The sequence below is a fragment of the Rhizobium sullae genome (genome assembly GCF_025200715.1).
In the GTDB taxonomy this organism is placed as follows: domain Bacteria; phylum Pseudomonadota; class Alphaproteobacteria; order Rhizobiales; family Rhizobiaceae; genus Rhizobium; species Rhizobium sullae.
Genome location: NZ_CP104143.1, coordinates 2,473,191 through 2,498,719 on the forward strand (window position 1 = coordinate 2,473,191; position 25,529 = coordinate 2,498,719).

Sequence of the window (25,529 nt, forward strand, 5' to 3'; positions counted from 1 at the left end):
TTTTGCCCGATCCTCGAATTCATGTGATTTACTGCACCCGCGCAGGAGGATTGGCGGATGAAAGCATAGAGCCGTCCAGGTTCTTGGAAACATTGTAGCGAACATCCAGCACGTCCCCCGGCTCGAGCTGCGCGCTTTCCAGGACCCGCGCGCCAGTGCCGGCGCCACCTCGGGTGACCCAGTATTCGAGGGGCTGCAGATCGACTGCCTGAAGGCTCTCGTTGCGCGCAACAGAAGCGCCCGCGGCCTGCAGCAATTGGACGGTCGTGGAGCGCTTCAACCGTACATCTTCCAACTCCGCTTCCGTTGCTTGCAGCTCCTGGCCGACCTCCGTCTTTCGCTGGCCTTTCAGGTTCAGTGCGTCGCGTTCCGTTTCGTTCAGCTTTTGCTTGGCCTGCATGGACGCAACGACGAGATCGAGCTTATTGCTCTGCATGTCGGCGACGACGCGCTCGAGAGCTGTCTTGCGTGATGTGGTCAAGATCTTGGTATCGACGAGCCTTGCGATGTCTTCAAGTTCATCCCGGGCTATCGTCACTTGCCTGTCCTGCGCGACCATCTTCTCATCAAGAACGGTGATTTCACTTTGCAAGAGCTTTGCGAGATCTGCTGCTGACTCCAGTTGCTGCCGCAATGCCTCGGCTCTTGCTGTGAAAAGGTCGCTTTCGCTTTTCACGATCCGGCCCACGACTGAATCTGGAGGCACACCGGTCAACTCGGGTGGAAAATCCACGGAAGGCTTTTCGTTCAGCTCGGCGATCAGTCTGGCGCGCCGGGCCATGAACTGTTTTGCCTGAAGTTCGAGGCGGCTGAATTCGCCGGCATAGCGAATCTGCTCGGCGTCGGCATATTCGCCGGAGCGGTCATTGCGGCGTTCCCGCCCGCCAGCTAGGGCAAGGGCTTGCTTGACGGTCAGTCCCGGCCGGAATTCGAACTCGTTCGGCCGCTGGACGGCACCTGTGACATAGACCATCGGATATTTGGCGACCTCAACCGAGGCGATGGGAGCGGTCGCAAGCCCGGTCAGTTTCTTGATCCTCTCGCCAATCAGGAGCGCCGTCTCTTCCGTCGTCTTGCCGAGAACGGCAATCTCGCCCACCATCGGCATCGAGATGTCGCCGCGCTGAGACACGGCATACTCACCGTTGAGAGCGGTCCATTCCTTATACTCGCCCGTCGACGACACCCATTCCACGACCGAGACCTTCATCCTTGTCTGCGGTCTGATGCGGTAGCTGTCGCCTGCGGCGTCGACGGGGGCCGTGAAAGCGGTGCCAATGAGTCCTGCCGCCATGATGAAGCGGAGGACACGACGGGCGCGGGGCAATGCAGTTCTGGGATTGCGTACGGCAGCAATGGGCATGGCGCGACCTTGTTCTCCTCGTCATTCTGCAGCGGGAAAACCGCCGAATGCCGATGATGCGCCTAATGCAATTCGAGTAAATCCACCGCGACGCAGGCTGCTTTAGTCCAATCTGAGGAAGACGGAGTAGAAAACGGCCGGTCGCTTACCCCACTTGCGGTATCTCAGGTTTGGTATCCTGTCCGCATAGGTCTTTCGGTCGTGGCTCTACACCGTTTTAGGGCCGCGGCAGACCAATCTGGGCTCTGTGGAACGCCCCGCGCTTCAACGATGATGCTACGACTGGTTGGCGAGGGAGACATCATGCGTGTCGCGATTGTTCATTACTGGCTGGTGTCGATGCGCGGCGGCGAGAAGGTCGTCGAGGCCCTCTGCGATATGTTTCCGGACGCCGATATCTTCACGCTTGTTTACGATGAAAGCCGTGTCTCCGAAAAAATAAGGGGACATGTCGTCAAGACGTCGTTTCTGCAGCGCCTGCCGGGTGCCATCAGGCATTACCAGTCGCTGCTTCCGCTGATGCCCTTCGCGCTCGAAAGTCTGGATCTCAGCGGATACGACCTCATCATCTCAAGCGAATCCGGCCCCGCCAAGGGCATTATCGCTCCGCCACATTCGACGCATGTCTGCTACTGCCATTCGCCGATGCGTTATATCTGGGACCACTATCACGTCTACCGTTCGCATGCCGGACTCGCCTCCAGAATAATGCTTCCGGTGATCGCCCCGCTGCTGCGGTCCTGGGATGTCAGCACCAGCATGCGCGTGGACCGTTTCGTCGCGAATTCGCACCATGTGAGAGCGCGCATCGGCAAGTATTACGGACGCTCCGCCACGGTCGTCTATCCGCCGGTGGCAGTCGAGGACTATGCGCCGTCGGATGCCGTCGAGGACTTTTATCTTTGCGCCGGGCAGTTGGTCTCCTACAAACGGGTCGATCTCGCCGTCAGGGCCTTTACCAAGATGGAGCGCAACCTCGTCGTCATCGGCGAAGGCAAAGAGCTTGCCATGCTGAAGTCGATTGCGGGGCCGAGCGTGAAATTCCTGGGGCGAGTGCCCTTTTCGGTCCTCAAGGAAAAATTGGCCCGATGCCGAGCCTTGATTTTCCCCGGAGAGGAGGATTTCGGCCTTGTCCCGGTGGAAGCCATGGCAAGCGGCCGGCCGGTCATCGCTTTCGGCAGCGGAGGAGCGCTTGAAACGGTCGTTCCGGAACAGACCGGCCTCCTATTCTACGAGCAGAGTATTGAAGCCATCATCGACGCAGTGCGGTCTTTCGAAGAACACGCCGAGGAGTTCGATCCCGAAACCATTCGTACGTACGCAGCGCGGTTCAGCACCAGGAATTTCAAGTTCGGAATGGACTCGATCATCCAGGAGGAGCTTCGGGCGAGAAAAAGCAGCACACTTGCCGCGATCTCCCATGCGGAGACCCGGCGGTTTCCTCTCGACAGCGTCTTTCCCGTCCCACCGCCTGGAACGGATATCGTCCACTGACGGAGCATCAGCGCTGATAGGGTTCGCAGCGCTTGCGCATGCTTCAGATCGAAATCACACTTTAAGTTCGCGCCGTTCGCGCTCGGCGACCATGGCAAGATCGATCACCTTCTGTAGGTTGGCTGCGTGGCGGAAGTTGGGGTCGGGTTGCAGGCCACTCATCACCGCCTCGGCAAAACGCTGGTAATTGGTGAGCACTGGGGCGACCTCGATCTCCCTCCAGGTCGCACTCTCGACATCCCCGCCAAGGCAGCCGTGCAAATCCGAGCCGGAAGGACGATGGTTGACCTCGAGGCTTCCTCGCTCGCCGTAGATGCGAAGCTTCAATTCGTTGAGATGGCCCGTCGCCCAGCGGCTGGCATGCACCACGCCGAGCGCGCCGTTGGCGAAGTCCACCGACATCGTGAAGCTGTCGTTGGCGTCGAGCATATATTCGCCGATCTGACCGCCCGGCACCTTGTTGAAGGTCTTCAGCCGGGCAAAGACGTGATCGATATCGGTTGCCGCACCATAGGAGGCAAAATCGAGGATATGGATGCCGACATCGCCGAGCACGCCGGTCGAACCGTGACCGGTCGAGAGCCGCCAGAGCCATGTCGATTCCGTGCGCCAATCGCCCCAGGCGCGCGACACGAGCCAACTCTGTAGATAGGATGCTTCCACGTGCTTGATGGTGCCGAGCTCGCCGGCGAGCACCATCTCGCGGGCGCGCTGCAGTGGCGCCACATTGCGATAGGTGAGGTTCACCATGTTGACGACGCCGGCCGTTTCCGCTGCTTCCGTCATTTCCAAAGCCTTCGGATAGCTTTCCGCCAGCGGTTTTTCGCAGAACACGTGCTTGCCCGCGGCAATCAGCGCCATCGTCGTTGGATGGTGGACACGGTCCGGCGTGACGTTCGTCGCCGCATCGAACCCACCCCAGGCGATTGCCTCCTCAAGCGTCAGAAAGCGCTTTTCGATCGCGAATTTGTCGGCGAAGGCAGCAAGGCGGGTGGCATCGGTATCGACGGCACCGACCACCTCGAGACCGCTGATGCGGGTGAAGTGGTCGAGCTGGTTCTTCGCCATCACGCCCGTACCAAGAACGAGTAGTCGCATGAATGCTCCTCAGCGGCAGCCGGCTTCGTCGGCTTGATGCAATTTTGGGCCGCGCTCTTCGATCGGCTCAAGTGCCTTTTCTACCGTGACATTTGGTGCATCCACGATGCTCGTCAACGCGGCCGGCACATAGACCTTTTGACACCGTTCCTGCACGGCGAGGAAATTCGTTGAAAAAGGTACACAAAATCAATGGGAAATGGATTTCGAAAACAGGTTGACGACCACCACGCCAGCAATGATCAGCGCAAGCCCGATCATGGCTGGAACGTCAAGCCGCTGTTTGAAGCACACAAGCCCGACGGCAGAGATCAGCACGATCCCCAACGCGCTCCAGATCGCATAGGCGATGCCGACCGGGATCACCTTGAGAGTGAGCGACAGGACGTAGAAGGACGTCGTGTAACAGGCGACGAGAAGTACGCTCGGCCAGAAACGCGTGAGTTGCTGCGAAAGCTGCAGGGCGGTCGTGCCGATTACTTCCAATACGATCGCGGCGAGGAGCAGCGCGTAGACGGCAGCCGGGCTCATGGTTCAATCCTTCGAAAATCAGTGTTTCGTGAGTTCTGTGAGGCGCGCAATCAGCGCACTTCGTTCGGCAGCACCGATCTCGTGACTTTCCGTCGCGTCGGCAAGCCAGAGACCATCCGCGGCAAAGCGCACGATCTGCGCATCGATCGACGAGTCGGTGCCGACATATTCGTCCGCCCGCTCCCGCACCCATTCCCGCCAGCGCTTGCGCAGCCGCGGCTCGGCCAGCATCGCGATCGTCACCTGTGTCCAGTGGCGGGAGTCGTCCGTCCTTTCGCTGATGTCGGCGCACGCGAAAAGATAGGCGCGGGTGAAGCGTCCGTGCGGCACCGGATCGGCCCGCATCAGCTCATCGAGCTCTTGATCGAAACGCTCGAGCAGACTGTCGAACAGCGCGTCCAGCAGAGCGTTCTTGGTCGGAAAATGGTGCAGCAGGCCACCCTTGCTGATGCCGGATGCACCGGACACGGCATCGAGCGTTACCGACGCCATGCCCTGCTCACTCGCAAGGCGCGCGGCGACATCCAGTAGTTGCCGGCGCACGAGAACAGGCTGCTTCTTGCGATGATGAGCGGTTGACATGATTTATAAAAATACCGTCTGGACGGTTTTGTCAATCGAAATCTGCATCCCGCGCGCCCGCCTGTTCCTGCGCAAAATGCCGCGGCTCACCGCAACCGGTTGCGGATAGGGCAACGGCAGTGCATTAAGAATACGGACGTCAGGGGATGGATTTGTGACGGAAGAAGTTATCACGCTCTATCAAGCGATCGGCGGCGACCACACGGTGCGGACGCTGACGCATCGCTTCTACGAGCTGATGGACACGTTGCCGGATGCAAAGCATGTCCGCGCGGTTCATCCGCCGAGCCTCGAAGGCAGCGAAGAGAAATTCTACGAATATCTGACAGGCTACTTCGGCGGCCCGCCTCTCTATACCGACAAACGCGGCCATCCGCGGCTGCGCAGCCGCCATCTCGTCGCCACGATCGGCCCGGTCGAGCGCGACGAGTGGCTGTTCTGCTTCCGCCGCGCGCTCGACGAAACGATCGCCAGCGAGAAGCTGCGCGAGATCATCTGGACGCCGGTCGAACGGCTCGCCTTCCATATGCAGAACAATGAATAGGATCAGCCATGGCCGCACCGCTTTTCTTTGTTTTCGCTGGCCTCTTCGGCGCGGCGGGCGTTGCACTTGCCGCCGTCGCCGCCCATGGCGGCGGTGAAGCCGTGCTCGCAGCCTCCGCCTCCGCCATGTGTCTGTCGCACGCCCCTGCCCTCTTGGGTCTCGCAATCGGCATCGAGAAGATCAGAACCGCCCGCCTGGCCGGTTTGTTGATCATCGCTGGCACGCTGTTCTTTGCCGGCGATCTCGCGATGCTGCGGTTTGTGGGGATCGGACTATTTCCCTATGCCGCGCCGACCGGCGGCTGGGCGATGATGCTGGGTTGGCTGGCGATCGCCACCGGCGGCCTGATGCGCACCAAACCATAAGGTCAGCGTTGCGGCACGCGGCCGAAGCGCAGCAGGTTGCCGTGCGGATCATGGATGTAGAATTCCTCCATGTTCCACGGTCGCACTTCCATATCGGTTAGACGACTGACGCCCTTCGCGCGATATTCCGCATGAAGGGCGGCAATACGCCCGCCGCGCAGATAGACCGACGTCTTCTCCGGCAGGCCGGTATCGTCGGTGCGCCAGAAATGCAGCTCCATCTCATCGCGCCTGACGATCAGGTAGTCAGGCGTTTGGTGCACGATCTGCGCAAAGCCGAGCTCGTCGCGATAAAAGGCAAGCGTCTCGGCAATGTCGAGCGACGGCAGGACCGGCAGGACCTCGATACGGTCCGGATCCCCGCTCATATGCCGTCCACGACGTTGAAGCCTTCGAACACCGGCGGCCCCTTGTACATCACCTTGTGCTCGCCCGCATTGCGGTGCGCTGCGCGGAAGTTCTCCGATTTCGTCCAGTTCTGGAAATCCTCCTCGCTCTGCCAGAGCGTATGCGAGGAAAATAGCGTATAGCCTTCCTCCGCATTGGCCTTTCCACGCAGCAGGCGGAACTCGATGAAGCCCGGCACCTGCGAGAGGCTGGAATCGCGGCTGCGCCAGACATTCTCAAAATCCGCCTCGGCGCCGGTCGCGACCTTGAAGCGGTTCATCGCAATATACATCGAAAGCTCCTCACACCTTACTGCCGTCCGCGCGGGCCTGCGGGAAGGCAACGACATTATTGCCGTTTGCCGCCTCGCGGCCAAGTGCTGCATCGGCCTTTTCGCCCGGCATGCGCGCTTCCCAGACGGGAAACTCGGTCACGTTCGGATAAAGGTACTCGCGCTCGGCATTTTTCACCAGGAGGTCGTAAAGTTCGGGCACAAGGCCGTCACCATTCTGCGCGGCGAGCTTGTGCAGGCCGATCATCATGAACCCGTCAGGGTGCTGATCTTTCATCGGGAATTGTCTCGTTCGTTCATGGTCTGCAGCGCACGCTCGAGGCTCGATTTGCTGCCGTTGCGCAGTGGAATGAAGGCCTTGCCGAACTTCTTGCAGCCGGTCTTCACACGCAGGCAGGCATCGTGGCTGATACAGTCGATCGGGCAGAACACGCAGTCGACGGAGGGAAGCACTGTATCGATACGGGAGACCGCCTCGCGCAGACCGCCATCGTGATGGATCAGTTCGGCACCGAAGTTGCTCGCGATCTGGCGAAGATGCGCCACCTGGCAATCGCGGCCGCCGACATAGAGGAAACTGCGGCCATCCAGTTTGGATCGTCCAGGATCCTGCTGCGTCGCCTGCGCTGCCACATCCGCGCTGACGCGGATTTCCCGGTTTAGTCCCTTCTTCGCCTTCCGAGCCATTTACCACCCGTTCGCTCGTTGATCGTCACACGATTCTAACGTGTGCGAACGGACCTTATTAAACTTGATTTTTAGAGTAAAGTATAAAGTTGACAGTTTTTGTCATATTATCTTTGATTGATAGCAATTGGCACGGACATGAGCATGGTCTGGCCGCCCGGCGGCGGAGTAAATGGCGCGGCACGCCGCACAGCATCAAGGGCAAATTGATCAACCTTAGGATCGCCGGATCCTCTGGACACACGAACGGAGTTTAAGCCGCCGCTACCGCTCACCGAGAACGTGATTACTACATCTCCCTCGATCCCGCGCGGCGTCCTGATCGCACGTCGAATGCGGCTCCTAACCTTACCGGCATAATTCGCCTTGGCCGCGGTGCCTATGCCACTGTTGTTACTCGCTGCCTGCGAATTGCGATCCGAACTTGCCATCTCGCTTCCGTCGCTGGCCCCTCGCTTGGAATCCTGCTTGTTCTCGCCTTGCGATCCAGCGACCTTCTTCTCCACCTTCCTCGGCGGCTGCTTCTTTTCCACAGGCTTCTCAACCGGCTGAACCGCCTTCGGCTTCGGCGTCGGTGCGGGTGCCTCTTCGGGCTTTACCGGCTCCGGTAGCGCTTCGGCGGTCTCCACAGGCTCTACGGGCTTCACCTCCTCTGGCACCTCCGTCGCCATCGGCTGCACAACCGATGTCTCTGCCGGAACATTCGACGTCAGCACTTCAGGTTCCGCCGCCGTCACCGTCTCGGGGGAGACGCGTGTAACCTCCTGCACCGGCGGCACGGCCTCCGCCTGGATTGGCTGCACCGTTTCTGGCGGAACCTCCGTCGGCTGTTCCGTAGGCTGCACGATCTGCGGCTGTACCGTCTCGGCGACGATCTCTTCCGGCTGCGGCTCCACTTGCAGGTCCGGATCGCCGGCAGAGGCCTGGTCGGCTTCTGAATCACCGAGAATGATGACGCTCACGGTCTCGCCTGCTTCTTCCTCCGGTTCGTGCGGTGTCACGACGAGGCCGACAGCCAGGACGGTGAAGAGAATGGCGTGAAAAGCAAAGGAGGTGAGGCAGGCAATGAAGACGCGGCGCTTGCCCGGCTTCGGCTCATTCACTTGCTTTTCAAGGGCGCTTTGGTCCATCGGCGGTGCATCTGCCGCCACTGTCGTTTGTGCCTGCGGATGTTCCGGAAAAGATTCAATCAGCGAGAGACGCGCATAGTGCACCACGGCTTCTGCGGCGGGCTGGCGCTGCGCATTCCGCAACTCGGGCATTTCATGGCCGGGATGGATGCCCGGCGCATTGTCGTTCAGGCCGTCAGCATCCTGCTCCACGATGAAATCGCGTCGCGACCTGGATCTCGCTGAAACTGCCATGTGCCCTGCCCCGGCCGGTTTGAAACTGAAACCCGCCGGAGATCATCCCCGGCATGAACTGCTCATCCCTCGAAGGGAACGGAAATCTGCGAACGGGTGACGAGGCCCTTCATGCATTCGCCGGCGGCCGGGCCATCGCAGACCGGCGTGTCGTTGATGAGGATGCGGGTTACGGCCTCACACTTCACATTCGGCATGTCGAACTGCCGCACGCGTTTCTTGCCTTGCGGCAGATCGCGGAAGTCGAGCACGGTGATCTTGTCGACGGCATTCTTGTCGTTGAACAAAGCAAGCTCGAAGGAGATCTTGTTGACGGGCGCGGCAAGCTTGTTGAGTGCCACGAAGGTCATCATGCAGCCCTTCTGCGAGGGCGTTAGCGCATTCAATTCGACTTCGAGGACATTCGCGGGGGCCGCCGCGGCGGCATTCTGCGCATAAGCGGGGCAAAGAGTTCCGGTCGCCAGCAATCCGCCTGCCACAAATGCCGCAAATCCGCCCGCCGCCATCACCGCTTCTCCATGTAATTTCTAAAACTTGACTTGAAAAGTCCGCTATTGCGTCTTTAAAAAATGGTGACTATGAAAGTCAAGTTAATTGTATCAACGCCGGAGGAAAACAAGCTCCGGCGCCAGCGGAAATTGCCAACCAAAATGATGGTTGAGAAGCCAGACACTTTTATGCATGCGCCTCTCCCGCGGGAGGGAGCCGAAATCCGCACCATCGAAAGCGCGGACATTTTCCGCGGTGCGAACGAGATCATGATCCGGCATGACGGCGTGGTCTACCGCATGAAAATTACCCGGCAGGGCAAACTCATTCTTAATAAGTGAGGGTAGCAGATGACTGACAAGACCAGACCGGCACCGGCCGAAATTCGCGCGTTCCGCGCCGAAAATCCGCAGATGCGCGAGCGCGATATCGCGGCGCGGCTGAACGTTTCCGAAGCGGCCCTGGTCGCCGCCGAAGTCGGCATTTCCGCGACGCGCATTGACGCCAGTGCGCTGAAGCTTCTGGAACGCGTGGCCGAACTCGGTGAAGTCCTTGCGCTCTCGCGCAATGAAAGCGCCGTCCACGAAAAAATCGGTGTCTTCGAAAACATCAAGATGGGCACACAGAGCGCAATCGTGCTCGGCGAAAACATCGACCTTCGCATCTTCCCGAGCCGCTGGGTCCATGGCTTTGCCGTCACGAAGAAGAACGGCGACGAGGAGCGCCTCAGCCTGCAGTATTTCGACAAGACGGGCAACGCGGTCCACAAAGTGCATCTGCGCCCGAATTCGAACGTCGAGGCCTACCGCTCGATCGTCGCCGATCTGAAGCTCGACGATCAGTCGCAGGAACTCATCGAGGCCGAAATCTCCGCTTCCGAGGATGAGAGCGGCAACGTCGGTCGTGACGAGCTGCGCCACAACTGGAGCAAGCTCACGGACACGCATGAATTCTTCGGCATGCTGAAGCGCCTCAAGATCGGCCGTCAGGCTGCGCTGCACACGGTCGGCGACGATTACGCCTGGAAGCTCGACAACACCGCGACGGCCGATATGATGCATGCCTCCGTCAAGGCCGGTCTGCCGATCATGTGCTTTGTCGCGAACAACGGCATCGTGCAGATCCATTCCGGGCCGATCTTCAACGTTCAGGCGATGGGACCGTGGATCAACATCATGGATCCAACCTTCCACCTGCATCTGCGCCAGGACCATATCGCCGAGACCTGGGCCGTGAGAAAGCCCACCAAGGACGGCCACGTTACCTCGCTGGAAGCCTATGACGCCAAGGGCGAGATGATCATCCAGTTCTTCGGCAAGCGGAAGGAGGGTTTCGACGAGCGCACCGATTGGCGCGAGATCATCGAAAGCCTGTCGAAGGCCGAAGCGAGCGTCGCAGCGTAAGGAACGGAACGATGAAAATACCTTCGAACCTGCGCAGCTTCCGGCTTTGGAAACTGGCGCTGACGGCGGCCGTTATGGTGCTGCCTTTGCTGCCCGCCGCGACGGCGGACAATAGCTTCATCCGGGCCGCGCATGCCGAGGAACCGAAAAAGATCGACACTTCGCGTCTCGTCGCCATCGGTGGAGACGTGACGGAGATCGTCTACGCGCTCGGCGAAGAAAGCCGCCTCATCGCTCGCGATTCCACCAGCATCTACCCCATTGCGGCCATGAAGCTGCCGGATGTGGGCTATATGCGGGCTCTCTCGCCGGAAGGCATCCTCGCCGTCAACCCGACCGCAATCATCGCCGTCGAAGGCTCCGGCCCGCCGGAAGCGCTGACCGTCCTGAAGAACGCCAGCGTGCCGTTTGAGACCATTCCGAGTACCTATGATCGCCCAGGCATCCTGACGAAGATCAACAGGATCGGCACATTGCTCGCCGTACCGGACAAGGCCAAGGCACTGGAGGCCAAGGTCGGTGCCGATCTGGATGCCGCGGTCGCCGATGCAGGCAAGCGGCCGGAAGCAGAGCGCAAGCGCGTGCTTTTCATCCTCAGCACGCAGGGCGGCAAGATCATGGCCTCCGGCACGGACACGGCAGCCGATGGCATCGTCAAGCTCGCAGGCGCCATCAATGCCGTCGGCAGCTTCTCCGGCTACAAGCCGGTGACCGATGAGGCAATCATCGAGGCAAAGCCCGATGTGATCCTGATGATGAACCGTCAGGGCAGCCACGCGGCCGCCAACGACGACCTCTTCAAGCAACCTGCGCTCGCGTTGACCCCCGCGGCTCAAAAGAAGGCCGTCATCCGCATGGACGGGCTGCACCTGCTCGGCTTCGGCCCGCGCACTGCAGGCGCCGTCCGCGAATTGAACGCAGCCATCTACGGGGGCTGAGATGGCTCTGCTGGACGCCATGACGGGACAGAAACGATCAATTTTCTCGATAACCGCGTTTCGTGAACGCCACGAAACGGGCGATCGGGCGCGGCTGGCGCTTCTTGTGACCGGCCTGCTCGTCGTTGGTTCGTTCTTCTCGCTGCTGTTTTCCGTGACGACCGGCGCTTCGGATGCCTCGATTGTCGATGTGATCGCAAAGATCTTGGGTTCGGAAGCGGCGCTCAACATGCGCGATCGGATCATCATCTTCGATATCCGCATGCCGCGGGCGATCCTCGGTTTTCTCGTCGGCGGTTCGCTCGCCGTCTCGGGCGCTGTGATGCAGGGTCTGTTCCGCAATCCGCTTGCCGATCCCGGCCTCGTCGGCGTGTCGTCCGGAGCGAGCTTTGGCGCCGTCGTGATGATCGTGCTCGGCGGAACGATCGCCATGCCGTTCCTTGCGCTGCTCGGCATCTATGCTCTACCGATTGCAGCTTTCGGCGGCGGCCTTATTACAACGGTGCTGCTTTACCGAATCGCAACGAGCAACGGCCAGACCTCGGTCGCCACAATGCTGCTTGCAGGCATCGCGCTCGCAGCCTTGACCGGCGCGATGACGGGCCTGCTGACTTACGTCGCTAACGATCAACAACTGCGCGATCTCACCTTCTGGTCCATGGGGTCGCTTGCAGGCGCAACCTGGATGAAGATCGCCGCAGCCGCGCCGATCATTCTGGTATCTTTTGCCGTCCTGCCCTTCTTGGCGCGCGGGCTGAATGCCATAACCCTCGGCGAGGCCGCCGCGTTTCATATGGGCGTCCCGGTTCAGCGGCTGAAGAATATTGCGGTCGTAGCCGTAGCTGCCGCGACCGGCGCTTCGGTCGCGGTCAGCGGCGGTATCGGCTTCGTCGGCATTGTCGTGCCGCATCTCCTGCGCATGATCATCGGCCCCGACCACCGCTACCTGCTGCCCGCCTCCGCCCTCCTCGGCGGCTCTCTCTTGATCTTCGCCGACGTTCTGGCGCGCACCATCGTCGCGCCCGCCGAATTGCCGATCGGAATCATCACCGCGGCCGTCGGCGGGCCGTTCTTCCTCTGGATATTGTTGCGGCAGCGCTCACGGCTGGCACTTTAAAAGCGAATTTCGATGATCGAACTCTCCGGCATCTCGGTCCGCCTGTCAGGCAAGACAATCGTCCACGACGTCAGCTTTACGGCGAAGGCCGGCCAGCTGACCGCGATCGCCGGACCGAACGGCTCCGGCAAGACGACGACGATGAAGGCGGCCTCCGGCGAGCTTTCCTTTGACGGCTCCGTGCGCATCAACGGCGAAGAGGTCAAGACAATGCAGCCCTGGCAGCTGGCCGCCGTTCGCGGCGTGCTGCCACAGGCGAGCGCCATCTCCTTTCCCTTCACCGTGCGCGAGATCGTGCGCATGGGACTGACGACAGGGCTGAACCTGCACCCCGAGGAGGCGGAACAGATCGCGGCACGCGCGCTCGCCGCCGTAGACCTCGGCGGCTTCGAAGGCCGTTTCTACCAGGAGCTTTCCGGCGGCGAGCAGCAGCGCGTCCAGCTCGCCCGCGTGCTGTGCCAAATCTCCGAGCCAGTCGTGGATGGGAAGCCCTGCTGGTTGCTGCTCGACGAGCCTGTTTCCAGCCTCGATATCAGCCATCAGCTGACGATCATGAGCCTTGCGCGGAAATTTTGCGACGCGGGCGGCGGCGTGATCGCGGTGATGCACGACCTCAACCTGACCGCCCTCTTCGCGGACCAGATCGTGCTGATGGAAGGCGGACGCCTTGCCGCGGCCGGCAGCGTTCGCGAAGTACTCACAGACGAGCGCATGCAATCGGTTTTCGGATGCCAGCTGCGCATCAATCAGATCCCGGCGGACGGAACGCCCTTTGTCCTGGCTCACAGTGCGCTTGCCGGCCGCTGAACCGACCGGAACTTTTGATTGGGCAACGCGTTGTCGTGTCGATGATTTGGATCAATGCCGGGCGATACTGTTTATTGCAATGATCGGTGCTGACCTCGTTTGAAACCGGCCCGCGGCTTTGCGCGCGCCCATGCCAAGGAGAGCATCATGGCTTCTATACTCCCGTCCATTCGCGGCCGGCGCCATGGCAACGGTACGCTTCACGACATCGAATCCACGATTGAGGATCAGATCGAAAGCTTGCGCGACGAAATCGCGACTCTGACGAAGCTGGTTGCGAAGAATTCGCGGCGACGCGGCGAAAAGCTCCGTTATCAGGCGGCCGCCGGCTATGACGAACTCCTAGGCCGCAGCGAGGACCTGCTGCACGACCTGCAAGAGAGTTATCTGCGCGGCGCAAGTGAAGTTCGCCATACCGTGCGCAGGCATCCGATCGCAACGATTGGTGCTGCTGCCGCCTTCGGCCTCGTGCTCGCACTCCTCGCACGCCGCTGAGGAGGCTCGATGCTCTTCCCGATCCTTAGCCTGCTGATAGGAAACAGCGTTCACAGGACCGTTGCACGAACCAAGCGCAACGGCATATTCATAGTGCTCGCGGCGGTCTTCCTGCTGACGGCCTATGTGCTTGCCGTGACGGCCGGAGCAATCTGGCTCGCAGGCGTCTACGGTCCCGTGGGTGCAGCCCTCTTTCTCGCGGCTTGCGCCCTGCTCATCGGCATCGTCGTTCTGATCGTCATGATGCTCATGAATGTGCAGGACGCCCGCCGCGCGCAGGAGCGTCGTCTGGCGATCGAGTCGCTGGCGGCAGCCAGCATAAGCCTTGTCCGTTCGCAACCGCTCCTGACCGCCGGGGTGCTTGCCGCCCTCGTCGCAACGAACCTGATGCGCTCCAAACACGGCGACGACTAACCCCTTCCCACCGCACAAAAAACCGGCGCCTGAGCCCGCCGGTTTTCCTTACCATGCACGTCAAGGATCAGAAGGCAAAAGCCTTCGATGTCAGCGGCGCGGACGTCGCGTCCGGACCGAAATCCGCTTCGCCGGAAATCTGCAGCAGTTCCTGCAGCCGCTGGCGTGCGCGGTTGACGCGGCTCTTGATGGTGCCAACGGCGCATCCGCAAATCTCCGCGGCCTCTTCATAGGAGAAGCCCGAGGCACCGACGAGAATGATCGCCTCGCGCTGATCCGGTGGTAGCTGATCGAGCGCCTTCTTGAAATCCTGCAGGTCGAGCGCGCCGTATTGCGCAGGATGCATCGCCATGGATTCGGTGAACAGCCCGTCGCTGTCCTGGATCTCGCGGCCGCTCTTGCGCATCTGGCTATAGAGTTCGTTGCGCAGGATCGTGAAGAGCCAGGCCTTCATGTTGGTGCCCATCTCGAAGTGGTCTTGCTTTGCCCAGGCCTTCATGATGGTGTCCTGCACCAAGTCGTCGGCGCGATCGTGCCGACCGATCAACGAGATCGCGAACGCACGCAGGCTCGGTAATGCCGCCAGCAGTTCGCGTTTGAAGCTTGGTTGAGCCTTATCCATCAACTCGCCCTTACTTGGCCATTTTGGCCGAAGCCATCATCTCGGCCTGGTCCAGCTTCTCGAGCAGATCGAGAAAACGATCGGGGATCGCCTCATCCTGTGCCGCCGCATAGAGCGACCGTAGCTTGACGCCGATCTGGTTGTTTGGATCGAGGATATCGCTTGCGCGCATCTCCAGCCGCTGCTGATCCTGTTCTTCTTTTTGCTGCTTTGTCATCAATTCGTCACTTCTTGTCGGTTGTCTCTATGTTGGTGGGGGCGATATCTATGCTGCGGCTTGGAACGCCAACGGCACCGCCCGCCGCTCGGGGCGGTTGGTGCTGAAATACTTACCGGTATCGTGGCTCAAAATTGCGGTACGCCCTTCATTCGTCGCCAGCATAATGCAAGGCTGTGAAAAAAGTTCCGCATATACTGGAACTTTTTTAATGGCGCGACGTTTCCACTGCATTAAAGGCAGTTACGGCCTACAGACGGGAGTTTTTAATGACACTTTCTACTCGAATTGCGCCGCATCTTCCTTATTTGCGTCGTTATTCCCGTGCGCTTACAGGCACGCAGACTTCAGGTGATGCTTATGTTGCCGCAGTTCTGGAGGCCATTATCGCCGACATATCCATTTTCCCGGATACCGCGAATGACCGTGTCGCACTCTACAAACTGTTCACTAAGCTGTTTGGTTCCACCGCCGTCCAGATTCCGGAGCCAGCATCGCCCTATGCGTGGGAGCAGCGGGCGACCGTAAACCTTGCCAAGGTGTCCCCGCTAGCGCGCCAGGCCTTCATCCTCGCTTCGGTCGAGAATTTCCGCGTCGGCGAGATCGCCGATATTCTCGACACCGAAGACCAGGAAGTAATGAGCCTGCTCGACAAGGCCTCGCAGGAGATTTCGCGCCAGGTCGCCACCGATATCATGATCATCGAAGACGAGCCCCTGATCGCGATGGATATAGAGCAGATGGTCGAAAGCCTCGGCCACAGGGTCACCGGCATCGCCCGCACCCATTCTGAAGCCATAGCGCTTTACAACAAGACCAAGCCGCGCATGGTTCTTGCGGATATCCAGCTTGCCGACGGCAGCTCGGGCATCGACGCCGTGAACGACATTCTAAAGACATCGAACGTGCCCGTGATTTTCATCACGGCTTTTCCAGAGCGCCTTTTGACAGGCGAGCGGCCGGAGCCGACTTTCCTGGTCACCAAGCCCTTCAATCCCGATATGGTCAAGGCTTTGATCAGCCAGGCGCTATTCTTCAATGAATCCACCAAGGTTGCAGCATGAAGCTGAACCGTCGCAGCGACGGAACAAAGCCAATAACGAAGCGTTCCCAGCTAGCTGGGGCGCTCCGGCAGCAGCTTTAACGGTTTCTGCAACGCTTGGTCATAGTATGACCGGCGGGGTTCCCGAGGTGGCAACCCCTTTCCAGCTGCACAAGAAGGATCGAAGGAAAGGCGGCCTGGTGAATACGACAGAACCATTAACCGGCAGGCCTTTCGCGCTAGAAGGCAAGTCCGCGATGATGGAGCGGGCGCTGAACAGCGCCGGAATTTCGATTCTCTTTCAGGATTCAAAGCTGGCATTCTCCTTTGCCGAAAATCTTCCGCGCCACTTCGCCGAACGGTTTTTCGTCGGCGGCAGCGACAGTGATCTCTTCGGCAAGGCGCATGGCGACTACCTGAGGGCCCTGAAGCTCAAGGTGCTGGAAACCGGAACAGCAACCAACGCCGAGATCGATATGGACGTCGATGGTGAGGCCCGGACCTACGAGCTCAAGGTCCAGCGCGTCAGCAATGGCAGCTCCCTCGGCATTCTTTCGGTCATCTCCGAAGTCACCGAAACGCGGCACCGCGAAAAAGTTCTGAAATCGCTGCTGCGCGAACTTTCTCACCGTTCAAAGAACCTGCTCGCGATCATTCAGGGCATCGCGACGCAAACGGCCCGCAATACGCTGTCGCTCGACAGCTTCCTCGCGAAGTTCCGTGGCCGTCTTCAGTCGCTTTCGAACTCGCAGGACCTGATTACGGATTCGAGCTGGCGGGGCGCCTATCTCTTCGATCTCGCGGAAAAGCAGTTCGCCCCCTATTGGCCGGAAACGGCAGGCTCCATGCCGATCTTCGGCATCAATGCCCATATGACGCCGAATGCCGCCGTACATCTCGGATTGGCGCTTCATGAACTTATCGTCAATTCGGCCTCCTATGGCGCAATCGCCGGCGGCGCGTCATCGATCACCCTGAACTGCAAGGAAGCTAAGCTGAACGGCAAGAAGGCGATCGAGATCGCCTGGATGGAGATCCTCCCGAATCGGACAGAGATTCACGAGTTTAGCGAAAACAGCTTCGGCAAGACCGTGCTGGAGCGCGTCGTTCCGTCCTCGATGAACGGCAAGGCGGAACTCAGGCTCGTCCCCGGCCGCATCGAATATTATCTGCAGATCCCCGAGACGGAATTCGAGATTCTCAAACGCTCGTAAGCAGCGCTCTGCTGGCCGCAACGAAAAACAGCCAGTGCGAGGGCGGCGCACTGGCTGTTTTCACTCATCGGGAGGGGACCGTGAGTAATCCGGATGATGGGTTGGGGGCGCGCATGTTGGGTCGATGCGATCATCATCCAGATGCCCCAATAACGACCGCGTTAACCTTTGGTTCCGCCGGTTCCGAAAAAAATTGGATTTTTTGAATCTTTTTTACGAGCTGGGAAGCGCTTGTCCTCATGCATGGCGTCTGCTGGGTTCTCCACGTTGCTGCATTAATAACGAAAACAGATACTTATATGACTTTACGTTTCAAAATTTTACCGTTTGATAAAATTTTTATCCTGAGTTACGCTTTTCCTCACTAGCCGTTTACCAATAATGAGGGAACTTCAATGGAACGACTGGAAACTGGGATTCATGCCGGCCGGCTCTCATCCGCCGAGTATGAAGCTAATTTTTCCGATCTGCATCCGCGCCTCGACAAGCATGAGGCGCTGGTCGCCGCCGACCGCTGTTACTTCTGCTACGACGCGCCGTGCATGACGGCCTGTCCCACCTCCATCGACATTCCGCTCTTCATCCGTCAGATCGCGACCGGCAACCCGATCGGTTCGGCGAAGACGATCTTCGACCAGAACATCCTGGGCGGCATGTGCGCCCGCGTCTGTCCCACCGAAGATCTCTGCGAGCAGGCATGCGTGCGCAACACGGCAGAGGAAAAACCCGTTGAGATCGGCCGCCTGCAGCGCTATGCGACGGATACGGCCATGCAGGCAGGCAGGCAGTTCTACACGCGCGCCTCCTCCACCGGAAAGAAGATCGCCGTTGTCGGGGCCGGCCCGGCCGGCCTTGCCGCCGCTCACCGCCTTGCGGTGAAAGGCCACGAAACCGTCATCTATGACAGCAAGCCGAAATCCGGCGGCCTCAACGAATACGGTATAGCCACCTACAAGGCAGTTGACGACTTCGCGCAGAAAGAGGTCGATTATGTCCTGTCGATCGGCGGCATCGAAGTCCGCCACGATCAGCAACTTGGCCGCGATTTCTCGCTGGCTGATCTTCAATCGCAATATGACGCCGTCTTCCTCGGCATCGGCCTTGCCGGCGTCAATGCGCTGCGCGTCGAGGGCGAGAATTTGCCCGGAGTGGACGACGCCGTCGATTTCATTGCCTCGCTTCGGCAGGCCATGAACAAGGCGGACGTTCCGGTCGGCCGCCGCGTCGTCGTTCTCGGCGGCGGCATGACCGCCATCGATGCGGCCGTACAGGCAAAACTGCTTGGCGCCGAAGAAGTGACGATCTGCTACCGCCGTGGCAAGGAGCACATGAACGCCTCGGAGTTCGAGCAGGACCTCGCCACCTCCAAAGGCGTCATCATCCGCCACTGGCTGGCGCCGAAGTCCATCCTGTCGAAGGACGGCAAGGTTGCCGCGATCGAGGTGGAATATACTAAGCTCGCCGACGGCCGTCTCGTCACGACCGGAGAAACCGGTGCCATCGCCGCCGATCAGATTTTCAAGGCGATCGGCCAGACCTTCGAAGCGTCCGGTCTCGGCTCGCTGCGCATGGAATCCGGCCGCATCGCCATCGACAGCGAAGGCCGCACGTCGCTCGACGGCGTCTGGGCCGGTGGCGACTGCGTTTTCGGTGGTGATGACCTCACCGTCTCGGCTGTCGCGCAGGGCCGCGATGCCGCCGAATCCATCAACCGTACGCTCGCTGCCGGTGCGCAGCCAACCGTCGCCGTCGCGTGAGGAGAATAAATAATGGCTGATCTCCGCAACAATTTCGTCGGCATCAAGTCGCCCAACCCGTTCTGGCTTGCCTCCGCGCCGCCCACCGACAAGGCCTATAATGTCGAGCGTGCCTTCAAGGCGGGCTGGGGCGGCGCCGTCTGGAAGACGCTGGGCGAGGAAGGCCCGCCCGTCGTCAACGTCAACGGCCCGCGCTACGGCGCGATCTGGGGTGCTGACCGCCGTTTGCTGGGTCTCAACAATATCGAGCTCATCACCGACCGCGACCTCTACACCAACCTGCGCGAAATGAAGCAGGTGAAGATGAACTGGCCGGACCGGGCGCTCATCGCCTCGATCATGGTCCCCTGCGAGGAAAATGCCTGGAAGGCGATCCTGCCGCTGGTCGAGGAAACCGGCGCCGACGGCATCGAACTCAACTTCGGCTGTCCCCACGGCATGTCCGAGCGCGGCATGGGTTCTGCGGTTGGACAAGTACCGGAGTACATCGAAATGGTCGTGCGCTGGTGCAAGCAGTACACGCGCATGCCGGTCATCACCAAGCTGACGCCGAACATCACAGACATCCGCAAGCCGGCGCGCGCGGCCAAGGCCGGCGGCACGGACGCCGTCTCGCTGATCAATACGATCAACTCGATCACCGCGGTCAACCTCGACACCTTCTCTCCTGAACCCTCGATCGACGGCCGCGGCAGCCATGGCGGCTATTGCGGCCCGGCGGTCAAGCCGATCGCGCTCAACATGGTGGCCGAAATCGCCCGCGATCCAGAAACCTATGGTCTGCCGATCTCCGGCATCGGCGGCGTGACCACCTGGCGCGATGCCGCCGAGTTCCTGGCGCTTGGCGCCGGCAACGTTCAGGTCTGCACGGCGGCCATGACCTACGGCTTCAAGATCGTGCAGGAGATGATCAGCGGGCTCTCCGACTGGATGGACGCAAAGGGCCACGGGAACCTCGACGACATCACCGGCCGCGCCGTTCCGAACGTCTCCGACTGGCAGTATCTGAACCTCAACTACATCGCCAAGGCGAAGATCGACCAAGACGCCTGCATCAAATGCGGCCGCTGTCACATCGCCTGCGAGGACACTTCGCACCAGGCGATCACCCAGTTCGTCAACGGCGTGCGCCATTTCGAGGTGATGGAAGACGAGTGCGTCGGCTGCAATCTCTGCGTCAACGTCTGTCCGGTCGAGGACTGCATCACCATGGAGCCGCTCCCCGCCGGCGCGCTTGACAAGCGCACGGGGCGCCCCGTCGATCCGAACTACGCCAACTGGACGACCCACCCGAACAACCCGATGGCGAGGCAGGCGGCGGAGTAGCGAGCGTTATTAAGGCTGCGCATGCCCTCGTCCGCCTGCCGCCACCTTCTCCCCGCCAGCGGGGAGAAGGGCATATGCCGCATCGCCTTCGTCCCTCTCGACAGCGCGCAGGGGCACGTCCCCCGCTCCCCGTCAGAACGGGGTGAGGGGCGGGGGTGAGGGGTGATCCCACACCGCAAACGCTCGCCATTAAACTGCCTCAAGCGCCGAACGACCGTCTATAGGCACTCGGGCTCGTTCCGAGCCGCTTGCGGAAATGGTGCCGCATCGTCGCCAGTGTGCCGAAGCCACTGGCGGTGGCGATGTCGTCAAGCGACGCGGCGAGTTCCTTTTCCAGGAGGTCGCGGGCGTGGCGAAGCCGCTCCTTGAGCAGCCATTCGCCGACGCTCAAGCCCGTCGTCTTTTCGAAGCGGCGCTGGAAGGTCCGCAGGCTCATGCCCGCCTTCTGCGCCAGCAGGCTGATCGGCTGTTCCACGTCCAGTTGTTCCCGCATCCATTCGAGCAATGGCCCGAGCCGTATGCCTTCCCGCTCTTCGAGTACGGGAGTGCTGATGAACTGCGCCTGCCCGCCCTCGCGATGCGGCGGAAGTACCAGACGGCGGGCAACGCTGTTTGACGCCTCCGCGCCGAAATCGCCGCGCACGACGTGCAGGCAGAGATCGATACCGGCGGCACTGCCCGCGGCGGTCAGAATGCTGCCCTCATCTATGTAGAGAACGCTTGCATCGAAAGTGACCTCCGGATAACGCGCCGCAAGCGAGGCGACATAGCGCCAATGCGTCGTCACACGCCGGCCGGTCAGCAGACCGGCCGCGGCGAGCACCGCCACGCCGGAGCAGAGCGACATAACCCGTGCACCCCGCCGATGCGCAGTCCGCAATGCAAGAATCAACGGGTCGGGCACCGACGCATCGATCGCCCGCCAGCCCGGCACGACGATGAGATCGGCTTCCGCCAGAACCTCCAGGCCGCGATCAACCGAAACGCTCAATCCGCCTGCCGCGCGGAGCGGCCCCGGTTCGATGCCGCAGACCGAATAGCGATACCAGCCCTCGCCCATCTCTGGACGCGGAAGCCCGAAGACTTCAAAAGCGATGCCGAATTCGAAGGTGCAGAGCCCGTCATAGGCGAGAACGACAACATGCGGGCCTTTGAGAAAATTTGGCATGATCTTTACGCTAACCGTCATTAAGGCCAATTTCGCCCAGCCATAACATCCGCCATCCTCAACGGCAACTCGAACCGCGAAAGGAAAGCCGATGCCGAGCCCCGTCAGTGAAACGCCTGCCGCCTCACGGGAAGCAACCGCCGCTTATTACGCCCGCAAGCTGGCCTTCGAGACGGACTGCTGGGATGTTCACGCCTCCATTTCCTCCGGCAAGGCCGATTTCGTCCTCCTCGACGTCCGCTCGCCGTCGCTCTTTTCTCGCTCGCATGTTCCGGGCGCGATCAACCTGCCGCATGGCAAGATGACTGCGCACCGCATGTCGGAATGGCCGGCCGGCACGCTCTTCGTCGTCTATTGCGCCGGCCCGCATTGCAACGGCACCGACAAGGCGGCGCTGCGCCTAGCGCGGCTCGGCCTTTCCGTCAAGGTGATGGTCGGCGGCATGACCGGCTGGGCTGATGAGGGCTTTACCTTTGCGGAAGGTGACGCCACGATCACTGCGGAATGACGGACCTCCTTTAACGCTGATCCCGGATGCGTGTTTCGCAAAATGGGACTATGGTTCTCTGCGTTGGGACCTAACCGGCCGGGATGCCGCAGCGGGAGGAACAGGCGGTTTTGGAACGGACCAAGAATCTGAAGAGTGCCGCCGCTCGCGGGAAAACTGGCGCGGCGGCTCCAGCATCGTCGTCCTCTGTTCGTCCGGGGGTCGTGGCAGCTGCCGTTTACCAGCAGGGGCAGCGCATCCGCGATATCCGGATAGAAGAGGCAGGCGAATGGCGGACGCACGAGAATGCGGTCGTCTGGATCGGCTTGCACGAGCCGGACGAGATGCTGCTGCACCAGGTGCAGGCAGAATTCAATCTTCACCCGCTGGCGATCGAGGATGCCGCCCAGCCGCATCAGCGCCCGAAGCTTGAGATTTATGGCGACGCCATGTTCATCGTTGCCCGTACCGCCCACATGAAAGACGGCGAAATCGTCTTCGGCGAAACCCACCTTTTCGTCGGCAGAGGTTATGTCGTTTCCGTTCGCCATGGCGCATCATCCTCTTACCTGGCGGTGCGGCAGCGCTGCGAGGCGACGCCGGCGGCATTGGCGCATGGCGAGAACTACATTCTCTATTCCATCCTCGATTTCATTGTCGACAACTACATGCCGGTGATCGAGGTCGTGCAGGAAGAAGTCGAGACGCTTGAAGATTTGATGCTGCGCGAACAGCTTTCAAAGGCCGACATCGAGCGCCTTTACCTGCTGCGGCGCAAGCTGCTGCGGCTGCGCAACGCCGTGGTGCCGCTCGTGGACGTCTGCCGCCGCTATGAGCATATCGATCTTCCCGGCATGGACTCGACGCTTCAGTCGCTGTTCCGCGACGTCACGGACCACGTGCGCCGGGTCCAGGAAGATATCGATGCACTGCGCGAGGTCCTCGCCTTCGCCTTCGAAGCCAGCGTGATGATTGGTCAGACCGAACAGACGGCGATCGCCCGCAAGCTCGCCTCCTGGGCGGCGATCCTTGCTGTTCCGACGGCGATCGCCGGTATCTACGGGATGAATTTCAACGATATGCCGGAGCTGAGTTTTCAGTATGGCTATTTCGTGGTGCTGGGCGTGATCGCAACCCTGTGCGTCACACTTTTCGTCTTCTTCCGCCGGGCAAAGTGGCTGTAGCCGGGCTCCCGCCAGAATGCTCTGACGGGAGCAGAGATCACCTAGCTCAGAACTCGATCACAATCTTTCCGAAGGGGCCGCGATCGAGGTGATGAAGCGCCTGCGGCAGTTCGCCGAAGGTGTAGCGCCTGTCGATCACCGGCTTCAGGCCAGTGCGATCGACGGCGCGGACCAGATCCTCCAGCGCGCGGCGGTGTCCGACGCTAATACCTTGCACCGTCGGTGACTTCAGCAGAAGTGATTGCACCGGGGCCGAGAGATCGAAGCCGTCCATGACGCCGATCACCGAAATACGTCCGCTGACTGCGACAGCCTTCAGGGATTCGCCGAAATTGGCGCCTGCGGCCATTTCGAAGATGTGGTCAGCACCGTAATCTTCCGTCAGTTGGAGAACGCGTTCGGCCCAATTCGCGCGGCCGATCCCGTGATCGGCGCCTAGTTCCCGCACGCGGGCAAGCTTCTCTGGATTTGCCGAGGTGATGATGACTTCGGCGCCGTGCATCTTGGCGATCTGGAGACCGAAAAGCGCCACACCGCCCGTTCCCTGGATGACCACCTTGTCGCCGGCCTTCAGCTTGCCGAGTTCGATGAGCGCGAACCATGCCGTAAGGCCCGCGCATGGGAGCGTGCTCGCCTCTCCGGCATCGAGTGTCTCGGGTGCATGGACAAACCAGTCCTCCGAGAAGGTTACATAGTCAGAAAGCACGCCCGGATAATATCCGCCGAGCGTCTTATGGGGCGGGTGGCGCGCATCGCCGAGGCCCGGCCCGTTGATGCGCCCGGGAAGGAAGGTCGTGATGACCCGATCGCCCGGCCTGAAGCGCGTCACGTCGGGGCCGACGGCTTCGACGACGCCGGCAAGGTCCGACGCCGGGACGAAGGGAAACTGCAGCGGCAGACCCATGCCGGTTTCCATCACCAGTTTGTCGCGATAGTTCAGCGACACTGCCTGCGTTCGGACCAGCACATTGTCGCCGGTGGGCTCTACGATCGCCGCTTCGCGTACCATCAGTTTCGTGGGACCGATATTGTCGACGGACCATTGCTTTGCTTTCAACATTCCTCTTGCTCCGTTTGATTGAAGGGAGTCGAAGCATATCGTTGAAATTTGGTCGTCAGTTGCGGTATTAATTCCACAAAATGTTTCCATAAAGGATACAATCATGGAGCAGCTCAAAGGCATATCGGTATTCGTCGAAGTCGCGGAGGCCGGCGGCTTCTCCGTTGCAGCTGAGCGCCTTCACCTGACGCGATCCGCCGTCGGAAAGACGATCGCGCGGCTGGAACAAAGACTGGGCGTCCGCCTGTTTCACCGGACGACGAGGGCGCAAAGCCTCACGGAGGAGGGCCAGTTCTTCTACGAGCATTGCCTGCGCGCGATCGAGGAGATCGCGCATGGCGAGGCGGTTCTCGAAAGCGGGAAGCGGGAAGTGCGCGGGCGGTTGCGCGTGACGATGCCGGTTCTTTTCGGCCGTCAATGCGTGGCCCCGATACTCATCAGGCTCCTTGACGAGCATCCGCATCTCGAACTTGATCTTTCGTTCAACGATCGGATTATCGATCTCGTCGAAGATGGCTTCGATCTTGCCGTGCGCAACGGCCCGCTTGGGGACTATCCGGGCCTGATGGTGCGCGTCATCGCCCAGCAGCGCATGACGGTTTGCGCCTCTCCCCGCTACCTCGAACGGCGCGGCGTTCCAGCCAAGCTCGAAGACCTCGAAAAGCATGACGGCATCGTCTACGGCAGGCAGGATCGAAACCGCACCTGGATCTTCCCGACGAAAGCCGAACCCTTCCGGCAGGTTCTGCCGCGATCGCGGCTGCGGCTTGATGATCTCGCCACCATAGCGGACGCGGCGGCAGAGGGCGTCGGCCTTGCCTGGCTGCCGTGTTGGCTCGTGCGGGACCGCGTTGCGTCCGGCGAGCTTTGCCGGGTCTTGACGGATGTTCCGGCTGTCGCCTTCGATGCCAATGTCGTTTGGGTAAAGTCGCCTGCAATGCAGCCGAAGGTGCGCCTGGCGATCGACACCTTGGCCGCGAGGCTCCCGGCTCTCATGAGTTAGCGAAGAAAGTCTCGGAACCCTCTGAATTTTTTGGTGTATTCACTGGAAATGGCGTGTTTCCGCCGTATATCGCTTACTT

31 protein-coding genes and 1 pseudogene are annotated in these 25,529 nt (G+C 60.6%); 17 read left to right on the forward strand and 15 right to left on the reverse strand.

The window, feature by feature from the left end; all coding sequences use genetic code 11:
* Positions 1 to 28: 28 nt before the first annotated feature.
* Positions 29 to 1,363, reverse strand: a complete 1,335-nt coding sequence (locus tag N2599_RS12585; RefSeq protein ID WP_027510212.1) for a polysaccharide biosynthesis/export family protein — start codon at positions 1,361 to 1,363, stop codon at positions 29 to 31.
* Positions 1,364 to 1,666: 303 nt separating this feature from the next.
* Between N2599_RS12585 and N2599_RS12590 the strand changes: the two genes are divergently transcribed.
* Entirely contained in the window at positions 1,667 to 2,857 is a 1,191-nt protein-coding gene (locus N2599_RS12590) for a glycosyltransferase (RefSeq protein WP_084606460.1), read from the forward strand.
* 54 nt (positions 2,858 to 2,911) lie between these two features.
* On the opposite strand, the gene N2599_RS12595 is transcribed toward N2599_RS12590, so the two are convergent.
* The 4 genes and pseudogenes from N2599_RS12595 to N2599_RS12610 all read right to left on the reverse strand — a co-directional run bounded on the left by N2599_RS12595 (position 2,912) and on the right by N2599_RS12610 (position 5,068).
* Positions 2,912 to 3,955: a Gfo/Idh/MocA family protein gene (locus tag N2599_RS12595; protein ID WP_027510211.1), complete on the reverse strand. Its 1,044-nt coding sequence runs from the start codon at positions 3,953 to 3,955 to the stop codon at positions 2,912 to 2,914.
* A 9-nt stretch (positions 3,956 to 3,964) separates the two neighbouring features.
* A pseudogene (locus N2599_RS12600) lies at positions 3,965 to 4,075 on the reverse strand (ThuA domain-containing protein); the annotation flags it as partial.
* 69 nt (positions 4,076 to 4,144) lie between these two features.
* Entirely contained in the window at positions 4,145 to 4,486 is a 342-nt protein-coding gene (locus N2599_RS12605) for a DMT family transporter (RefSeq protein WP_027510210.1), read from the reverse strand.
* 18 nt (positions 4,487 to 4,504) lie between these two features.
* A complete protein-coding gene (locus N2599_RS12610) occupies positions 4,505 to 5,068 on the reverse strand; it encodes a TetR/AcrR family transcriptional regulator (protein ID WP_027510209.1) in 564 nt (187 codons plus the stop codon).
* 154 nt (positions 5,069 to 5,222) lie between these two features.
* Here N2599_RS12610 and N2599_RS12615 point away from each other — a divergent pair, with 154 nt between their 5' ends.
* Both N2599_RS12615 and N2599_RS12620 read left to right on the forward strand, forming a co-directional pair.
* Positions 5,223 to 5,612, forward strand: coding sequence for a group II truncated hemoglobin (locus N2599_RS12615; protein WP_027510208.1), 390 nt, complete (start codon positions 5,223 to 5,225; stop codon positions 5,610 to 5,612).
* An 8-nt stretch (positions 5,613 to 5,620) separates the two neighbouring features.
* Complete coding sequence (locus tag N2599_RS12620; protein WP_037141943.1) at positions 5,621 to 5,977, forward strand: DUF423 domain-containing protein; 357 nt, start codon at positions 5,621 to 5,623, stop codon at positions 5,975 to 5,977.
* A gap of 2 nt (positions 5,978 to 5,979) precedes the next feature.
* Here N2599_RS12620 and N2599_RS12625 read toward each other — a convergent pair whose 3' ends face one another.
* The 6 genes from N2599_RS12625 to N2599_RS12650 form a co-directional block, all read right to left on the reverse strand.
* Entirely contained in the window at positions 5,980 to 6,345 is a 366-nt protein-coding gene (locus tag N2599_RS12625) for a bleomycin resistance protein (protein WP_027510206.1), read from the reverse strand.
* Positions 6,342 to 6,656: a heme-degrading protein HmuQ gene (gene hmuQ, locus N2599_RS12630; RefSeq protein ID WP_027510205.1), complete on the reverse strand. Its 315-nt coding sequence runs from the start codon at positions 6,654 to 6,656 to the stop codon at positions 6,342 to 6,344. Before hmuQ ends, N2599_RS12625 begins: the two co-directional genes overlap by 4 nt.
* A 10-nt stretch (positions 6,657 to 6,666) precedes the next feature.
* Positions 6,667 to 6,933, reverse strand: a complete 267-nt coding sequence (locus tag N2599_RS12635; RefSeq protein WP_027510204.1) for a hypothetical protein — start codon at positions 6,931 to 6,933, stop codon at positions 6,667 to 6,669.
* The gene (locus tag N2599_RS12640) at positions 6,930 to 7,343 is read right to left on the reverse strand and encodes a DUF2325 domain-containing protein (RefSeq protein ID WP_027510203.1); all 414 of its coding nucleotides are present in this window, start codon (positions 7,341 to 7,343) and stop codon (positions 6,930 to 6,932) included. The genes N2599_RS12635 and N2599_RS12640 overlap by 4 nt, the downstream gene beginning before the upstream one ends.
* Before the next feature lie 107 nt (positions 7,344 to 7,450).
* Complete coding sequence (locus tag N2599_RS12645) at positions 7,451 to 8,707, reverse strand: energy transducer TonB (RefSeq protein WP_027510202.1); 1,257 nt, start codon at positions 8,705 to 8,707, stop codon at positions 7,451 to 7,453.
* 62 nt (positions 8,708 to 8,769) lie between these two features.
* Positions 8,770 to 9,213, reverse strand: a complete 444-nt coding sequence (locus N2599_RS12650) for a hypothetical protein (RefSeq protein ID WP_027510201.1) — start codon at positions 9,211 to 9,213, stop codon at positions 8,770 to 8,772.
* Positions 9,214 to 9,357: 144 nt separating this feature from the next.
* On the opposite strand from N2599_RS12650, the gene hemP reads away from it, so the two are divergent.
* The 7 genes from hemP to N2599_RS12685 all read left to right on the forward strand — a co-directional run bounded on the left by hemP (position 9,358) and on the right by N2599_RS12685 (position 14,370).
* A complete protein-coding gene (hemP, locus tag N2599_RS12655) occupies positions 9,358 to 9,537 on the forward strand; it encodes a hemin uptake protein HemP (RefSeq protein ID WP_027510200.1) in 180 nt (59 codons plus the stop codon).
* 9 nt (positions 9,538 to 9,546) lie between these two features.
* Positions 9,547 to 10,599, forward strand: coding sequence for a hemin-degrading factor (locus tag N2599_RS12660; RefSeq protein WP_027510199.1), 1,053 nt, complete (start codon positions 9,547 to 9,549; stop codon positions 10,597 to 10,599).
* Positions 10,600 to 10,610: 11 nt separating this feature from the next.
* A complete protein-coding gene (locus N2599_RS12665; protein ID WP_027510198.1) occupies positions 10,611 to 11,537 on the forward strand; it encodes a heme/hemin ABC transporter substrate-binding protein in 927 nt (308 codons plus the stop codon).
* A 1-nt stretch (position 11,538) separates the two neighbouring features.
* Positions 11,539 to 12,654 (forward strand): FecCD family ABC transporter permease, encoded by a 1,116-nt coding sequence (locus N2599_RS12670; RefSeq protein WP_027510197.1) that lies wholly within the window; start codon positions 11,539 to 11,541, stop codon positions 12,652 to 12,654.
* Positions 12,655 to 12,666: 12 nt separating this feature from the next.
* The gene (locus tag N2599_RS12675) at positions 12,667 to 13,461 is read left to right on the forward strand and encodes a heme ABC transporter ATP-binding protein (protein ID WP_027510196.1); all 795 of its coding nucleotides are present in this window, start codon (positions 12,667 to 12,669) and stop codon (positions 13,459 to 13,461) included.
* A 147-nt stretch (positions 13,462 to 13,608) separates the two neighbouring features.
* Positions 13,609 to 13,956: an ElaB/YgaM/YqjD family protein gene (locus N2599_RS12680; protein ID WP_037141980.1), complete on the forward strand. Its 348-nt coding sequence runs from the start codon at positions 13,609 to 13,611 to the stop codon at positions 13,954 to 13,956.
* A 9-nt stretch (positions 13,957 to 13,965) separates the two neighbouring features.
* On the forward strand, positions 13,966 to 14,370 hold the full coding sequence (locus N2599_RS12685) for a hypothetical protein (RefSeq protein WP_027510194.1): 405 nt from the start codon (positions 13,966 to 13,968) through the stop codon (positions 14,368 to 14,370).
* Between the two features lie 67 nt (positions 14,371 to 14,437).
* On the opposite strand, the gene N2599_RS12690 is transcribed toward N2599_RS12685, so the two are convergent.
* Together N2599_RS12690 and N2599_RS12695 are read right to left on the reverse strand one after the other, a co-directional pair.
* Positions 14,438 to 14,992 carry an RNA polymerase sigma factor gene (locus N2599_RS12690; protein ID WP_037141941.1) on the reverse strand — a complete coding sequence of 185 codons (555 nt, stop codon included), beginning with the start codon at positions 14,990 to 14,992 and terminating at the stop codon, positions 14,438 to 14,440.
* Positions 14,993 to 15,002: 10 nt separating this feature from the next.
* Positions 15,003 to 15,209, reverse strand: a complete 207-nt coding sequence (locus tag N2599_RS12695) for a NepR family anti-sigma factor (RefSeq protein WP_027510192.1) — start codon at positions 15,207 to 15,209, stop codon at positions 15,003 to 15,005.
* 269 nt (positions 15,210 to 15,478) lie between these two features.
* Here N2599_RS12695 and N2599_RS12700 point away from each other — a divergent pair, with 269 nt between their 5' ends.
* From N2599_RS12700 to preA, 4 genes are all read left to right on the forward strand, one after another.
* Positions 15,479 to 16,273, forward strand: coding sequence for a response regulator (locus tag N2599_RS12700; RefSeq protein ID WP_027510191.1), 795 nt, complete (start codon positions 15,479 to 15,481; stop codon positions 16,271 to 16,273).
* A 238-nt stretch (positions 16,274 to 16,511) separates the two neighbouring features.
* Complete coding sequence (locus N2599_RS12705) at positions 16,512 to 17,465, forward strand: HWE histidine kinase domain-containing protein (protein ID WP_051336576.1); 954 nt, start codon at positions 16,512 to 16,514, stop codon at positions 17,463 to 17,465.
* Between the two features lie 395 nt (positions 17,466 to 17,860).
* Positions 17,861 to 19,222 carry an NAD(P)-dependent oxidoreductase gene (locus tag N2599_RS12710; protein ID WP_027510189.1) on the forward strand — a complete coding sequence of 454 codons (1,362 nt, stop codon included), beginning with the start codon at positions 17,861 to 17,863 and terminating at the stop codon, positions 19,220 to 19,222.
* Between the two features lie 12 nt (positions 19,223 to 19,234).
* On the forward strand, positions 19,235 to 20,548 hold the full coding sequence (preA, locus tag N2599_RS12715; RefSeq protein ID WP_027510188.1) for an NAD-dependent dihydropyrimidine dehydrogenase subunit PreA: 1,314 nt from the start codon (positions 19,235 to 19,237) through the stop codon (positions 20,546 to 20,548).
* Between the two features lie 199 nt (positions 20,549 to 20,747).
* Here preA and ftrA read toward each other — a convergent pair whose 3' ends face one another.
* Positions 20,748 to 21,737 (reverse strand): transcriptional regulator FtrA, encoded by a 990-nt coding sequence (ftrA, locus tag N2599_RS12720; RefSeq protein ID WP_027510187.1) that lies wholly within the window; start codon positions 21,735 to 21,737, stop codon positions 20,748 to 20,750.
* A gap of 70 nt (positions 21,738 to 21,807) precedes the next feature.
* Here ftrA and N2599_RS12725 point away from each other — a divergent pair, with 70 nt between their 5' ends.
* Both N2599_RS12725 and N2599_RS12730 read left to right on the forward strand, forming a co-directional pair.
* The gene (locus N2599_RS12725; protein ID WP_027510186.1) at positions 21,808 to 22,224 is read left to right on the forward strand and encodes a rhodanese-like domain-containing protein; all 417 of its coding nucleotides are present in this window, start codon (positions 21,808 to 21,810) and stop codon (positions 22,222 to 22,224) included.
* 110 nt (positions 22,225 to 22,334) lie between these two features.
* Positions 22,335 to 23,387: a magnesium and cobalt transport protein CorA gene (locus N2599_RS12730; protein ID WP_027510185.1), complete on the forward strand. Its 1,053-nt coding sequence runs from the start codon at positions 22,335 to 22,337 to the stop codon at positions 23,385 to 23,387.
* A 46-nt stretch (positions 23,388 to 23,433) separates the two neighbouring features.
* Here N2599_RS12730 and N2599_RS12735 read toward each other — a convergent pair whose 3' ends face one another.
* Entirely contained in the window at positions 23,434 to 24,447 is a 1,014-nt protein-coding gene (locus N2599_RS12735; RefSeq protein ID WP_027510184.1) for a zinc-dependent alcohol dehydrogenase family protein, read from the reverse strand.
* Between the two features lie 103 nt (positions 24,448 to 24,550).
* Here N2599_RS12735 and N2599_RS12740 point away from each other — a divergent pair, with 103 nt between their 5' ends.
* A complete protein-coding gene (locus N2599_RS12740) occupies positions 24,551 to 25,450 on the forward strand; it encodes a LysR family transcriptional regulator (RefSeq protein ID WP_027510183.1) in 900 nt (299 codons plus the stop codon).
* The last annotated feature ends 79 nt before the right edge of the window (positions 25,451 to 25,529 follow it).